The organism is Hoeflea phototrophica DFL-43 (assembly GCF_000154705.2).
Taxonomy (GTDB): Bacteria; Pseudomonadota; Alphaproteobacteria; order Rhizobiales; family Rhizobiaceae; genus Hoeflea; species Hoeflea phototrophica.
Genome location: NZ_CM002917.1, coordinates 2,882,421 through 2,896,255, shown reverse-complemented (window position 1 = coordinate 2,896,255; position 13,835 = coordinate 2,882,421). Strand labels below are relative to the sequence as shown.

Below are 13,835 nucleotides of genomic sequence, written 5' to 3'. Positions count from 1 at the left end.
TGTTAGTGGCCGCCGGCTTTGCGCGCCGACAGCGAGAAGGTGAAGACAAGGGCAATGACAAGCACCAGGCCCTTGATGAAATCCTGAGTGTAGTAGGGCGCGTTCATCATTGTGAGGCCCTGCAGCAGGATGCCCACGAACAGTGCGCCCATGGCTGTGCCGAAGGCGTTGGGCTTGGCGGCACCAAGCACCGCAAAGCCGATCAGCGCCGCAGCCACCGCATCCAGCAGCAGATTGGTGCCTGAAGCGATGTCACCGCGGCCGAGACGTGCGGCCAGCAGCATGCCGCCGACAGAGGCGAGAACGCCCGAGATCATGTAGGCCAGGATCTTGTAATTGTTGACATTTGTTCCGGTCAGGCTGGCTGCGCGCTCGTTCGAGCCAATGGCGTACATCAGCCGCCCATGGCGTGTGAGCTCCAGGAAACCCCAGACCAGGATGCCGATGATGATCAGAAAGATCACCGGTGCGGGGAGGAGGTTTTCGAGCATGAAATCGAACCGGTGCCGGCCCAATGAGAGAAACAGCGGTGAAAACACGCCTTCAGCGGTGGAGCCGTCGGGCAGCGTCATCCCCATTGCGATCGACCGGCCTTCAGTCGGGATGCGTTGCAAGCCGACGAGCAGAAACATCATGCCCAGTGTCGCCAGCAGATCTGGGATCTTGGTCTTGACGATCAAGAGTCCGTTGACCAGTCCGATGAAAGCGCCCATGGCGAGGCAGGCGAGAATGGCCACGAAGGCGGATTGCTCCAGCACCACCATCATGTAGGCCGACAACATCATTGATGAGGTAGCGACCGAGCCGATTGACAGGTCAAAACCGCCGACCACCAGCGTGCAGGTGACGCCAAGGGCGAGAATGCCGGTGATCGCCACCGACTGGAAAATGAACACGGCGCTGCGTGGCCCGGCAAAACCATTGGCGAAGACCGAGAAGAAAATCACCAAGCCAAGCAGCAACGCGAGAAATCCGTAGCGGATTGCCAGATCGATGGCGCTTGAAGGACGGGTGCCGGTTTTGTCAGCCAGGGGATTGGTCGCCGGTGTCTTGCCCGGCTGGTCCAGGTCTATGCTCATACGTATGCTGCCTCTGAGGGTTGGCCGTCTTGTTCCGGCGCGGACCCGGTTACTGCTGTGAGGATCTCGTTGAGATCGACATTTGTGTTTTCAAATTCGGCGGAGATCGAATGTTCGGTCATGACCACGATCCGGTCTGCCACCTCGAGCGCCTCGTCGAGTTCGGAGACGAAGACAAGTGTCGCGCGGTTGGTCGATGTTTCGCGGATCTTGTGGCCAATGTCGCGGCGGGCGCGAATGTCGACGCCCTGAAACGGCTCATCGAGCAACAAGAGGCGGCATTCCTCGGCCAGCCATCTGGCCAGCATCACCTTCTGCTGGTTGCCGCCTGAGAGCGTGTTGATCCCGTCGGCTTCGCTCTGGCAGACCACCGAGAGGGATTTGATCATCCGCTTCGCCGTGTCCCGTTCCTTGCCCCGGTTGACGAAGGAGAAACGCGAATAACGTGACATGAACGGCAGGGTGATGTTGCGGGTCAGGTTGAAATCGGTGATCACGGCGTTGTTGGCGCGGTCCTTGGGCGACATGAAGATGCCGCTGGCGATGGCGGCCTGCGGGCTGGCTGGAGCATAGTTCCGGCCATCGATCCGAATGCTGCCGCCGGCGGGCTTGTCGAGGCCGAACAGGCATCGGGCGAGGGCGGTCTTGCCACTGCCGAGAAGGCCGGTGACAGCGACAACTTCATTCTCCGACAGGTCAAAATCGAACGGACGGCTGCCGGGCAGCAATTGCATTTTGCTGATCTGCAGCACCTTCCTGCCGCGCGTGCCGATGTTGATGTCGACATCGGTCATGCGGTGGCCGAGCATGGCATTGACGGCGCCTTCATAGTCGAGCTGATCGCCCTCAAACACACCGGAAATCTCGCCGTCGCGCATGGAGACGATGCGGTCCGCGATGCGGCGGATATCGGACATGCGGTGGGAGATGTAGAGCACGGCGACGCCACGCTCTGAAAGCCGCTCTATCAGGGCAAACAGGCGTTCGGCCTCCGAGGCGGAGAGCGAGGAGGTCGGTTCATCAAGAATGAGCAGTTGCGGATCGTGCGCCATGGCGCGGGCAATGGCGATCAATTGCCGGTCGGCAATTCCCAGTTCGGAGACCGGCTGGCGCACATTGAGATGGAGGCCCATCTGGCTGGCAATCCGTTCGGCGTCGGCATAGTTCTGACGGCGCCTGAGCAGAAATCCGTAGCCAGGCTCAGCCATGCGGTCAATGAGCAGGTTCGAGGCGACGTCGAGATCGGGTATCACGCCATCATTGATGTTCTGGTGGACCGTGACAACACCGGCGCGGATGGCTTCGGCGGGGCTTGAAGGCTGAAACGGCTTGCCGAGCAGGCTTACCGATCCTGCATCGAGAGCGTGGACGCCACTGAGGATCTTGACCAGAGTGGATTTGCCTGCGCCATTTGCCCCCATGAGCACGGTAACGGCTCCTGCGGGCAGGGACAGGTTGAGACCCTTGAGGACGCGATTGTCGCCAAAGGATTTTTCCACACCCAGCAGATCGCAAAGAGTTTCGGCCATTCAGTCCTCCCATGAGGATGAAAACAGCAGTAGTGACAAAAGTCAACACATATTGACAAATGAGTGAAATGGGCTTTAGGCTGGTCTTCAATAGGGTCGTGAATGCCCGTCGGGAGGTCTCAATTGAATAGCGAATACAAAGCCTTGTCGCCGGAAACCCTTGGCGTTCGCCTGGGGGCTCTCGATGTCATGAAGCAAGCGGTCGGCGCTAGCCCGGAGAGCTGGTCGGTGCGCGAGGTTGGTGACGGCAATCTCAATCTGGTCTTCATTGTCGAGGGTGAAGCGGGCAGTGTGATCGTCAAGCAGGCGCTGCCTTATGTGCGCCTTGTGGGTGACAGCTGGCCGCTGCCGCTCAAGCGCGCCTTCTTTGAATATCACGCCTTGACCCGGCAGGAAGCCCGTGATCCGGGCAGCGTTCCGGAGGTTCTCTATTTCAATGAAGACCAGGCGCTGATCATCATGGAGCGCCTGCAGCCGCACATCATTCTGCGGCAACAGACCATGCAGGGTCTCAAGGTTGAGGGCCTGGCACAGCGGCTTGGCTTGTTTGCCGCGCGCACCGCGTTCCGTGGTTCGGATCTGTCGATGGCGGCCCCGGACAAGAAGGCCGATACCGCGCTGTTCGCAGGCAATGTCGAGCTGTGCGACATTACTGAAGCGCTGGTTTTCACCGATCCCTATTTTGACGCGGAGATGAACCGCCACACCACCCCGCAGCTGGACGCTGTTGTGGCGCAGTTGCGGGCCGACCAGGCGCTGAAGGTGGAAGTCCAGCATATGAAGCGGGCGTTCACATCGCGCGGGGAGACCATGTGTCATGGCGATCTGCATGCCGGGTCGATCATGGTGACGGGCAATGAAGCGCGGGTGATTGATCCCGAATTCGCGTTCTACGGCCCCTTCGGCTTTGATATCGGCATGCTGATCGGCAACTATCTGATGGCCTATCACGCAATGCCTGCTCACATCGCCGACGAGGCGGCCTGCAAGGACTACCAGAACTGGCTCCTGTCGGTGATCGAGGAGACATGGTCGGTCTATTGCGCGGAGTTCCTGCGGCTGTGGCGAACCGAGCGGACCGGCATTCTCTACCCGAAATCGCTCTACGAGGACCAGGGGCATGAGTTTGCCTCTGAGGCGGCGGCGCAGCAGCTTTTGGGGGAGATCTTCCGGGATCTCGTCGGCTTTGCCGGGATCGAGATGCACAGGCGGATCCTGGGGCTCGCACACGTTGCCGAGCTTGATACGATCGAGGATGAGGACCTGCGGGCCAAATGCGAGGCCAAATGCCTCGAGCTCGGACAATTGCTGGTGATGAACAGGAACCGGTTGACTGGAATGGATGCGGTGATCGCAACGGCGCGGCAGACGGAATGCGGAGGCAAGACATGAAGGTTGGTGACACACATTACCGGTCGATCTGGTTTGATGGCGAGGCCGGACGGGTCAGGATCATCGACCAGCGCTGGTTGCCGCACGAGTTCCGGGTGGTCGAGATCGAGAGCCTCGATGAATTCGCCACCGCCATTCGCGACATGTGGGTGCGTGGCGCGCCATTGATCGGTGCGACTGCGGCCTATGGCATTGCAATGGAAATGCATCGCAATGCATCTGACGCTGCTCTCGACGCCGCCTGGGAGCTTTTGCATGAGACCCGGCCGACTGCGATCAACCTGCGCTGGGCGCTTGAAGAAATGCGTCAGGTGCTGGCGCCGCTGTCCGAGGGTGAACGCGCCGCTGTGGCTTTTCGCAAGGCAGCCGAGATCTGCGACGCTGACGTCGAGACCAACCGCATGATCGGTGTTCACGGGCTGGATCTGGTCAAACAGATTGCAGCGACCAAGAAGCCGGGCGAGCCGGTCAATATTCTCACCCATTGCAATGCCGGCTGGCTTGCCACGGTGGATTGGGGGACCGCGACTTCGCCGATGTATCATGCGGTTCAAGCCGGCATTCCGATCCATGTCTGGGTCGATGAAACCCGCCCGCGCAATCAGGGTGCGCAACTGACGGCCTGGGAAATGAACAGCCATGGCATTCCGCATCACTTGCTGACCGATAATGCCGGCGGGCATCTGATGCAGCATGGTCAGGTCGACATGGTGATCGTGGGCACCGACCGCACCACGGCACTGGGCGATGTTTGCAACAAGATCGGCACCTATCTGAAGGCGCTCGCCGCGCAGGACAATGATGTGCCGTTCTATGTGGCGCTGCCATCCTCAACCATTGACTGGACCGTGGAGGACGGTGTTCGCGAGATTCCGATCGAGGAACGTGACGACCGCGAGGTGACGCATGTTTTCGGGCGGCTTGACAACGGTAGCGTCACTTCGGTGCAGATTTCCCCTGACGGGACACCGGGTGGCAATCCGGCTTTTGATGTGACGCCGGCAAGGCTGGTCACCGGTCTGATCACCGAGCGGGGTGTCGCCGAGGCGAGCCGTGAGGGTCTTCTGGGGCTGTTTCCCGAGCGCCGCAGCGCTGCGTGAGGTTTGCCGGGTTCAGCCAAGTTCCATCATCGCCGCGGCGCAGCTTTGATTGGTGACCACATGGGTGGCGTAGCCGCCCTTGAGTGCTGCGACGGCCGCCGGCACCCGGTCCGCTCCGATCGAAACGAGAATGCCCATGTCGCGGTGACGCAGCATGTCGAGTTCAATGCCCATCATGCGGTCGTCGAGTGGCCCGCTCACCGGATCGCCGTTGGCATCGATGAAGCGCCCGCACAACACGCCTACGGCACCTTTGGCAATGTAGTCCTGGAGTTCCTTCTGGGTTGCCACACCGCTGGACGCGACATGGCTGTCGGGCAGGCAGGATCCCACGGCGAACAGTGTCTTGTTGCAATGGCTGATGGCGTCGAGCTGATTTGCGATCAGGGTTTCGGCCCGCAGTGTGGCGGCAATCTGAGCCGAGCTTAGGATCGCGGGCACGTGCAGGTTGATGCATTTGGCGGAAAATTTCCGCGCCACGTTGGAGGAGCAGACATCGGCCGAAAAGCCATAGGGCGTGGCCATCGAGCCAACCAGCTGCATCACGGTAAGATCGGCAATGACCGTCTGCTCAAGCTGTTCGGCGACATCATAGATCGTCTTGCCCCAGGCCACGCCCAACCGGTCGCCGGGTTCAAGCAGGCTCGGCAGCCAGTCAGCCGCGCCGCGGATGATGCGGCTTGCCTGGCCATCCATGCCGCCTGTGCCGTCTGGCATGATATAGGCTGCCTTGAGGCCGTAGCGCTCACACAGCGCCACCGCGGCACGGTGGGTGTTGAAGGCTTCAGGTGACAGTTTGGTGTGAATGTAACCGCGCTCGCGGGCTTCCTGAAGGTAGTTGACCACGGTGGCCCGGGAGACCTGCAGGCGGCTGGCAATATCGCTCTGGTTCAGTCCGTCCTGGTAGTAAAGCCACGCGGTTTCGACGACGATGTCCTCGCCGCTGATCTGTTTGGTGGAGCGCCTGGTCGAGTTTTGCGGCATTGCATCCCATCATTGCTAAATATACATTTGACAATAACATATGACTTTTGTCAAATGAGCCCCATTCACAGAGGCAGGAGTCGGTAATGCGTCAAAACAGATGGAATGACAAGGAAGCGGATGCACGGGTGCGTGCGGCGGGCAATCACCCGGCGGATCAGACGCTCGCGCTTCGGGTCTATTCCTCGCGTTTGATCGGCGCGGATCCGGATCTCGTCATGCATGGTGGCGGCAATACGTCGGTGAAGACCGAGCGCGAGGACCTGTTCGGTGTCAAGCAGCGTGTGCTGCATGTCAAAGGCAGCGGATGGGATCTCGATACGCTGGAAGCACCCGGGCTTCCGGGTGTCCGGCTGGACCCGCTCTTGGAAATGCGCAGCCTCGGGTCACTGAGCGATGAGGACATGGTCAATCTGCAGCGCTCGAACCTGCTGGATTCCGGCGCGCCCAATCCGTCTGTGGAAACCCTGCTGCACGCCTTTCTGCCGCACATTTTCGTCGACCATACCCATGCCACGGCGTTCCTGGCGCTGGCCAATCTGCCAAACGCCGAGGCGGTGATCGCCGAGATCTTCGGCAACCGGCTTGCGGTGGTGCCTTACATCATGCCGGGCTTCGCGCTGGCCAAGAAGGCGGCCGAGGTGTTTGACGCCAATCCCGATGTGGAAGGGATGATCCTGCTCAAGCACGGCCATTTCACCTTTGGTGATACCGCGCGCCATAGCTATGAGCGGGTGATCGAGCACACCAATATCGTCGAGGACTGGCTGGCCGCGCAGAGCAATGGCCGCCGCTTCCAGACCACGGTCAATCGCAACCGGGTGGCCAGTGATGTCGCCAATGCCGCCCATGTGTTGCCGATGCTGCGCGGGGCCATCGACCGGGTGCGCGGCGATCACCATGCCGGGCCAGCCCGGCCGGTGGTGATGGATCTGCGCAGCAGTCCCGATATCGACGCGTTTCTCGGACGTGATGATCTCAGCGTTCTGGCCACACGCGGGGTTGCGTCACCTGATCACGTCATCCGCACCAAGGGGCGCATGCTGGTGCTGGCAAAGGATGACCTTGCAAGGGGCGGGCCGGCAATCTCAGAGAAAGTCGCGGCCTATGCCGACACGTACCGCGCGATGTTCGAAAGACAGAACGCGCGGGTTGGTGGCATCAAGATCATGCTCGAGCCGCATCCTTGCGTGGCCTGGATCGAAGGCCTTGGCATCGTGGGGATCGGCAAGGATGCGGGAGCGGCCGCTGCTGCCGCTGATATCGCCGAACAGACAGTTGAAGTCATGTGCCAGGGCGAGGCGGCAGGCGGTTTCTTCCCGATCGGTGAGGATGATCTGTTCGATATGGAATACTGGTCGCTCGAACAGGCCAAGCTAGCCAAGGCGGCGGCAAAGCCCTTTGCCGGGCAGATCGTTGCGGTGACCGGCGGTGCCGGTGCCATCGGGCTTGCGACCGCGAAAGCCTTTGCGCGCGAGGGTGCTGCAATTGCCCTGATCGATTTCAACCGCAAGAACTGCGAAGCGGCTGCGGCTGGGATCGGAAGCAACTGCCTGGCCGTGGTTGCGGATCTGACCAAGCTAGATTCGGCCGACAGGGCGATCGAGCAGATCGCGGCGCGCTTTGGCGGGCTTGATGTTCTGGTTTCCAATGCGGGAGCGGCGGTGCAGGGCAATCTGCTTGAGCTTGATGAGGCCGTGCTCAGATCAAGTTTCGAGCTGAACTTCTTTTCGCATCTGGCCATGGCGCGTGCAGCATCGCGGGTGTTTTCAGCCCAGGGACACGGTGGGCAGATGCTGTTCAATGTCTCCAAGCAGGCAGTCAATCCAGGCAAGGGCTTTGGCGCCTACGGCTTGCCCAAGGCAACGACCTTCTTTCTGGTGCGGCAACTGGCGCTGGAACTGGGCGGCGAGGGTATCCGGGTCAATGGCGTCAATGCGGACCGCATCCGCTCCGGCTTGCTCACCGACGATTTCATTGCGTCGCGGGCCGAGGCCCGCGGGGTGTCGGCGGGCGACTATATGGCCGGCAATCTGCTCAAGGCCGAGGTCGAAGCCCATCATGTGGCGGATGCCTTCGTGGCGCTTGCCAGGTCCGAGCGCACAACCGCGCATGTGATCACCGTGGACGGCGGAAACATCGAGGCGGCGCTGCGCTAGGAGGGCTTGGGCTCAACCGGCCGGTCAGTGGTCCGCTTCGGGCGAGAACTCGACCGGGCCGCCCTGATCCTTCCAGGCTGTGAAGCCCTCGCGGATGTGTGCTGATTGAAAGCCCATGTCATTGAGCGTTGCCGTGGTCAGTGCCGAGCGCCAGCCCGAGGCGCAATGGAAGACGAACTTCTTGTCCTGTCCGAAGACCTCCTTGAAATAGGGGCTCTGCGGATCAACCCAGAATTCGGCCATGCCGCGGGGACAGTGAAAGCTGCCGGGGATGAAGCCCGAGCGCTGGCGTTCGCGCACGTCGCGTAGGTCGACGATCACCACATTGGGGTCATCGACCATGGCAATGGCATCGGCGATCTCGATTTCCTCGATCCGGGCGCGCGCCGCGGCCACGAGGTCTGCGGCAGGGGTGATGGTTCGGGCCATGTTGTTCCTGTGCATTCTTGAGTGAGCGGGTTTCGCATGATTGACGCAAGCAGGCGCTTGGTTCAACAGTTGATTGACGCATACAGCAGGCTGCGAACCGGCTGAAGGCAATCGGCAACATCCTGGAACAGGCAAATGGCAGGTGCTTCAATCCTATCGCTGTGGGATCAGACTGCGGAGGAAGCCGATCTTGGCGTTCCGATGAGTGGTGACCTGACAGTCGATGTGGCCATTGTCGGAGGTGGCTATACGGGGCTGTCGACCGCGTTGCATGCCGCCGAAAAGGGCTTGTCGGCTTGTGTGCTGGAAGCCCGGCAAATCGGCTTTGGCGGTTCAGGCCGCAATGTCGGTCTGCTCAATGCCGGATTGTGGCTTCCGCCACAGGATGTGCGTGCCCGTTTGGGTGAGGCGCGTGGCGCGCAGCTGGTGGAGCTTCTGGGCGATGCGCCTTCCTATGTGATGTCATTGATCGAGCGACATCAGATTCGATGCGAGTTGACCCGCAGCGGCACCATTCACGCCGCCCATTCGCCTGCGGGGATCAAGGATTTGGCGCGCCGCGCCGAGGAATGGCAGCGGCTCGGGGCGCCGGTGCGGCTGCTGTCTCAACAGGAGGCCAGCGCCAAAATCGGCTCGGAGGCGTTTTTCGGTGGTCTGCTCGACGCCCGTGCCGGGACGCTCAATCCGATGGGCTATGTGCGGGGGCTTGCCAGGGCAGCTGCGGCGGCCGGTGCGCGCATCCACACCGATGCGGCGGTGACAAAACTCGTCCGTCATGGGGAGAGCTGGCAGGTCGAGACGGGGGCAGGGACGGTGACCGCGAAGTCGGTGGTCCTTGCCACCAATGCCTATTCCGATGATCTCTGGCCGGGGCTCACATCAAGCTTTGTCCCGATCGACTATTTCCAGGTCGCCACCCGGCCGCTTGGCGATCGGGTGGCGCACATCCTTGCCGAACGTCAGGGGATCTGGGACACCGGAAAGATCATGTTCTCGCTGAGGCGTGATGCGGCCGACCGTTTGATCATCGGATCCATGGGGGCCGCGATCGGTGGTGAAGGCGGGCTTTCTGAGCGCTGGGCCAGACGTCAATTGGCGCGGCTATTTCCTTCGCTAGGCACCGTTGAATTTGAAACCGCCTGGCATGGGCAGATCGCCATGAACAGCGAGCACATGCCGCGCATTCACCGCTTGGCCGACGGGCTCTACACGCCGATCGGTTACAATGGGCGCGGCATTGCGCCGGGCACTGTCTTCGGCAAGGCGATGGCGGATTTGCTCTCCGGTGGCGATGAGGCTGATCTGCCGATGCCCGTCACCGACGCCGAGCCGGCGTGGGCCGGCCGGCTTCAAGCAGGCTTCTACAAGGCGGTGTTTGCCGCAAATCAGTTGTTCAAAAGCATATGAAGTGTTTCGCAATCTGATTCACTGTGTGACTCCATCTCGTTGTTTTCTTGAGGAAATCACAAAGTGCTCCGGTTGGTCTCCATCTGTTGCAGGAGCGCTTCGGATCGTGGAGGACCGGATCTTCAATTGACTTGAGTGGTGGACGGGTTGCCGGAAGAAAGGTCTGAAAGCGATATCGGGACTATCCTTGGCGTCAGCAATTTGTGTTGACGTGAGGCTGCTTCAGGTAAGATAAATCCCGTGCCTGGTTTTGGCATGATCAGGGTGTTGAGTGGAACGTGACTGGTTGCGCTCCGCTATGCTGTTGTTTCGTGATGCTTGCGGAATTGAGGCCAGGGCCAACAACTGGCCGGGAGGACATGACTGGATGGATCAATGTGATGTGATCGTGGTGGGCGGTGGGCTTGCCGGTTTGGTCGCTGCGTCTGAGCTGGCCGACCGCGGCAAGAGCGTTGTCATTATCGATCAGGAGCCGGAGCAATTTCTCGGCGGACAGGCATTCTGGTCGCTGGGAGGATTGTTCCTTGTTGACACGCCCGAGCAGCGACGCATGGGAATCCGCGACAGCCGTGAGCTGGCGCTCAACGACTGGATGGGATCGGCGCAGTTCGACCGAACCGAAGACTACTGGCCGCGCAAATGGGCCGAGGCCTATGTGGATTTTGCCGCTGGAGAAATGCGGCCATGGCTGCATGCGATGGGCATGCGCTGGTTCCCCATCGTGGGCTGGGCTGAACGGGGCGGATCCTTCGCCAATGGTCACGGCAATTCGGTGCCGCGGTTTCATCTGACCTGGGGCGTTGGGCCGGGCACTGTCGAGCCATTTGAAAGGCGGGTTCGCGCCCATGCCGCTGCCGGCCGGATCGCGCTCAAGTTCCGCCACAGGTGTTCCGCACTGCTGAGCGAGAATAGTGCCGTCACGGGTGTCTCAGGCGAGGTCCTGGCTGCTGACGCCAGCGAGCGGGGCCGGTCTACCAGCCGCGATGTGATTGGCGACTTCGAACTGCGTGCACCGAGCGTGCTTGTCACCTCCGGCGGGATTGGCGGCAATCTCGATCTGGTGCGCAAGGCCTGGCCGCGCAAGCGTTTGGGCGAGCCGCCGGAAAACATGATTTCCGGCGTGCCGGCGCATGTCGATGGCCGGATGATTGCGATCGCGGAAGCGGCCGGTGGCCGGAGCATCAACACCGACCGGATGTGGCATTACACGGAAGGTGTGAAGAACTGGGATCCGATCTGGCCCAACCATGGCATCCGGATCCTGCCGGGCCCCTCGGCCATGTGGTTCGATGCAACTGGCAACCGCCTCAAACCGCCTTGCATGCCCGGCTTTGATACGCTTTCGACCCTGCGGGAAATCCTGGCCACGGGCCATGATTATTCCTGGTTCATCATGACCCAGAAGATCCTCAAGAAGGAGGTGGCGCTGTCCGGGTCTGAACAGAATCCGGATTTTGCGGCCAAGAGCTGGCTCAAGGTTGTTCAGCAACGGTTGCTCAACAAGAAGGCCACGCCTGCGGTAGAGGCTTTCAAAAGCCATGGCGAAGACTTTATTGTTGCCAATGGCTTGGAAGAGCTGGTCGAGAAAATGAATAAGAAGGGTGACAATCTGATTCAACTCGAGAAGCTGCGGGACCAGATTGTTGCGCGTGACAGCCAGGTTGACAACCCGTTCACCAAGGACGCGCAATTGATGGCCGTCCATGCTGCGCGCAACTACCGCGGCGACAGGCTGATGCGCACTGCCAAGCCGCACCGTATTCTCGATCCGGAGAATGGCCCGCTGATTGCCATCAAGCTCAACATCATAACCCGCAAGACGCTGGGTGGCTTCGAGACCGACATGAACGGTCAGGTGTTCAATTGCTCGGGTGAACTGATCCCCGGCCTGTTCGCGGCCGGAGAGGTGAGTGGTTTCGGCGGCGGCGGCTACCATGGCTACAACGCGCTTGAGGGCAGTTTTCTTGGCGGCTGCATCTTTTCCGGACGCCAGGCGGGACGCGCCGATACGATTGCCTGACAGTCGTGAATGATTAGGGCCACGGGGATCTGGCAGTCGCTGCCGGTTGCTTGGTCAGAATGGAAGGATATGTTGTGAACGATACCACTGTCGCCGCGAACGCGCAGCCTGGTCAGAAGACCTGGCCCGAGGCCTTGCTGTTTGATTTGGACGGGACGTTGATTGACTCCGTGCCTGATCTGGCCGCTGCAACCAATGAATTGCTCGCGCAGGACAATCTGCCACCGCTGTCGGTCGATGCCGTGCGGGGAATGATCGGCAATGGTGTTAAGAAACTCGTCGAACGCGCCTATGCGGCCGTGCAACGTCCTGTCGAGGGCGAAGCGCTTGCTGGTGCCACGGACAGAATGATGGCGATCTACGGGCGTCACCTGACAGGGCAGACTGCGCTTATGCCGGGAGCCATGGAGATGGTTGCTGCTTATCATATAGCCGGTGTCCGCATTGCTGTGGTCACCAACAAACCCGAGGAGTTTACCCGTGAGCTGATCAAGCATTTCGGGTTTGATGCAATCGTCGATGTGGTGGTGGGCGGCGATACGGGGCCTCAACGAAAGCCGGCGCCCGATATGCTTGAGCATGCTCTGGCAGCGATGGGTGTGGCCGCAGGCAAGGCGATCATGGTGGGTGACAGCCCGGCGGACATTGATTCCGCCAAAGCGGCCGGAGTGTTGAGCGTCGCGGTTCGCGGCGGCTATACCAATGTTCCGGTCGAGGAGCTGGGCGCGGACATATTGATCGACAGTCTGAAAGATCTGCCTCAAGCGATTGCAGCGCTGAAGCCGAATTAATCGCTGCGCTTAGCCTGCCTTCGATACACTCTTGACGTGTGTCCGCCTGTCGGATTGAGTGGCGGCGCTGGTAAATGGGTGTGATAAACGGTAAAGATTACCCCATTCCGCAGATGATCATCGGAGCTGAACCGCCAAGGGGCCTGAAATGAACAAAGCGGTTGATGTCTCGTGCATGTGCGGCAAATGCGGCGATTGCCCCATTTACAACCGAACCGTCTGCAGGGCTGGAACGACCGATGCGATGGCGCAGCTCAACCGTATCGCACACCAGCGGACTTATCCGCGGGGCAGTGTAATCCAGGCGCAAGGCGAGACCTGTGACATTGTCGGAAATATTTTCGACGGGGTGATCAAGCTTTCCAGCTCCTCGGTCAATGGCGATGACCACATTGTCGGACTGTTGTTCCCATCGGATTTTTTCGGACGGTTGTTTGCCGAAGAGTCCCGGTTCTCCTATGAGGCAGCGACGGATGTCAGTCTGTGCGCCATCAGCCGGCCGGCGTTTGAGCGGTTTCTTGCGGACCACCCCGAGGTGGAGCACGAAATGCACAAGGCCAAGCTTGACGAGCTGGACGCCGCGCGCGAGTGGGCGGCCATCACCAATGGCCATACCACAATGCAGCGGGTCGCCACATTGATCTATGTGTTTTCCCGCCGGTCCGAAAACCAGCATTTGCGTGGCGATGCGGCGCGGCATCCGATCGTCCATGTGCCGCTCAGCCGCCGGGACATTGCCGACTACCTTGGCACAACACCCGAGACGCTGAGCCGCAATATTCAGATGCTTTCTCGCAATGATGTTATTCGCATTGTGGATTCGAAGCATTTCGAACTGCTCGATAGCGCTGAACTGATCCGCTATTCGGGGGAATCCAGAGAAGATCTCAACCGCATCGCCGCTCACTGATTGCTGGCTCACGGGTTGCCGAATTGGTACCGGCA

Annotated in this window: 11 protein-coding genes; 7 read left to right on the top strand and 4 right to left on the bottom strand. The window is 60.5% G+C overall.

Annotation, left to right across the window (positions count from 1 at the left end):
- Positions 1 to 2: 2 nt before the first annotated feature.
- Positions 3 to 1,079 carry an ABC transporter permease gene (locus tag HPDFL43_RS13710; protein WP_007197959.1) on the bottom strand — a complete coding sequence of 359 codons (1,077 nt, stop codon included), beginning with the start codon at positions 1,077 to 1,079 and terminating at the stop codon, positions 3 to 5.
- Positions 1,076 to 2,608, bottom strand: a complete 1,533-nt coding sequence (locus HPDFL43_RS13705) for a sugar ABC transporter ATP-binding protein (protein WP_007197958.1) — start codon at positions 2,606 to 2,608, stop codon at positions 1,076 to 1,078. Before HPDFL43_RS13705 ends, HPDFL43_RS13710 begins: the two co-directional genes overlap by 4 nt.
- Before the next feature lie 123 nt (positions 2,609 to 2,731).
- On the opposite strand from HPDFL43_RS13705, the gene mtnK reads away from it, so the two are divergent.
- Positions 2,732 to 4,000 (top strand): S-methyl-5-thioribose kinase, encoded by a 1,269-nt coding sequence (gene mtnK, locus HPDFL43_RS13700; RefSeq protein WP_007197957.1) that lies wholly within the window; start codon positions 2,732 to 2,734, stop codon positions 3,998 to 4,000.
- The gene (gene mtnA / locus HPDFL43_RS13695; RefSeq protein WP_007197956.1) at positions 3,997 to 5,100 is read left to right on the top strand and encodes an S-methyl-5-thioribose-1-phosphate isomerase; all 1,104 of its coding nucleotides are present in this window, start codon (positions 3,997 to 3,999) and stop codon (positions 5,098 to 5,100) included. The genes mtnK and mtnA overlap by 4 nt, the downstream gene beginning before the upstream one ends.
- 12 nt (positions 5,101 to 5,112) lie before the next feature.
- On the opposite strand, the gene HPDFL43_RS13690 is transcribed toward mtnA, so the two are convergent.
- A complete protein-coding gene (locus HPDFL43_RS13690) occupies positions 5,113 to 6,084 on the bottom strand; it encodes a sugar-binding transcriptional regulator (RefSeq protein ID WP_007197955.1) in 972 nt (323 codons plus the stop codon).
- An 86-nt stretch (positions 6,085 to 6,170) separates the two neighbouring features.
- Here HPDFL43_RS13690 and HPDFL43_RS13685 point away from each other — a divergent pair, with 86 nt between their 5' ends.
- Positions 6,171 to 8,243, top strand: a complete 2,073-nt coding sequence (locus HPDFL43_RS13685; protein WP_007197954.1) for a bifunctional aldolase/short-chain dehydrogenase — start codon at positions 6,171 to 6,173, stop codon at positions 8,241 to 8,243.
- 24 nt (positions 8,244 to 8,267) lie between these two features.
- Here HPDFL43_RS13685 and HPDFL43_RS13680 read toward each other — a convergent pair whose 3' ends face one another.
- Positions 8,268 to 8,672 carry a rhodanese-like domain-containing protein gene (locus tag HPDFL43_RS13680; RefSeq protein ID WP_007197953.1) on the bottom strand — a complete coding sequence of 135 codons (405 nt, stop codon included), beginning with the start codon at positions 8,670 to 8,672 and terminating at the stop codon, positions 8,268 to 8,270.
- Between the two features lie 135 nt (positions 8,673 to 8,807).
- On the opposite strand from HPDFL43_RS13680, the gene HPDFL43_RS13675 reads away from it, so the two are divergent.
- From HPDFL43_RS13675 to HPDFL43_RS13660, 4 genes are all read left to right on the top strand, one after another.
- On the top strand, positions 8,808 to 10,079 hold the full coding sequence (locus HPDFL43_RS13675; RefSeq protein ID WP_007197952.1) for an NAD(P)/FAD-dependent oxidoreductase: 1,272 nt from the start codon (positions 8,808 to 8,810) through the stop codon (positions 10,077 to 10,079).
- A gap of 367 nt (positions 10,080 to 10,446) precedes the next feature.
- Entirely contained in the window at positions 10,447 to 12,099 is a 1,653-nt protein-coding gene (locus HPDFL43_RS13670) for an FAD-binding dehydrogenase (RefSeq protein WP_040450205.1), read from the top strand.
- Positions 12,100 to 12,173: 74 nt separating this feature from the next.
- On the top strand, positions 12,174 to 12,890 hold the full coding sequence (gene gph / locus HPDFL43_RS13665) for a phosphoglycolate phosphatase (RefSeq protein WP_245271050.1): 717 nt from the start codon (positions 12,174 to 12,176) through the stop codon (positions 12,888 to 12,890).
- Positions 12,891 to 13,038: 148 nt separating this feature from the next.
- Positions 13,039 to 13,800: a Crp/Fnr family transcriptional regulator gene (locus tag HPDFL43_RS13660; RefSeq protein ID WP_007197949.1), complete on the top strand. Its 762-nt coding sequence runs from the start codon at positions 13,039 to 13,041 to the stop codon at positions 13,798 to 13,800.
- Positions 13,801 to 13,835: the final 35 nt, after the last annotated feature.

What these genes read in the sequence shown, in the direction of transcription:
- HPDFL43_RS13710 (WP_007197959.1), bottom strand. Translation starts at nt 1,079, where the DNA reads ATGAGCATAGACCTGGACCAGCCGGGCAAGACACCGGCGACCAATCCC.
- HPDFL43_RS13705 (WP_007197958.1), bottom strand. Translation starts at nt 2,608, where the DNA reads ATGGCCGAAACTCTTTGCGATCTGCTGGGTGTGGAAAAATCCTTTGGC.
- mtnA (WP_007197956.1), top strand. Translation starts at nt 3,997, where the DNA reads ATGAAGGTTGGTGACACACATTACCGGTCGATCTGGTTTGATGGCGAG.
- HPDFL43_RS13690 (WP_007197955.1), bottom strand. Translation starts at nt 6,084, where the DNA reads ATGCCGCAAAACTCGACCAGGCGCTCCACCAAACAGATCAGCGGCGAG.
- HPDFL43_RS13685 (WP_007197954.1), top strand. Translation starts at nt 6,171, where the DNA reads ATGCGTCAAAACAGATGGAATGACAAGGAAGCGGATGCACGGGTGCGT.
- HPDFL43_RS13680 (WP_007197953.1), bottom strand. Translation starts at nt 8,672, where the DNA reads ATGGCCCGAACCATCACCCCTGCCGCAGACCTCGTGGCCGCGGCGCGC.
- HPDFL43_RS13675 (WP_007197952.1), top strand. Translation starts at nt 8,808, where the DNA reads ATGGCAGGTGCTTCAATCCTATCGCTGTGGGATCAGACTGCGGAGGAA.
- HPDFL43_RS13670 (WP_040450205.1), top strand. Translation starts at nt 10,447, where the DNA reads ATGGATCAATGTGATGTGATCGTGGTGGGCGGTGGGCTTGCCGGTTTG.
- HPDFL43_RS13660 (WP_007197949.1), top strand. Translation starts at nt 13,039, where the DNA reads ATGAACAAAGCGGTTGATGTCTCGTGCATGTGCGGCAAATGCGGCGAT.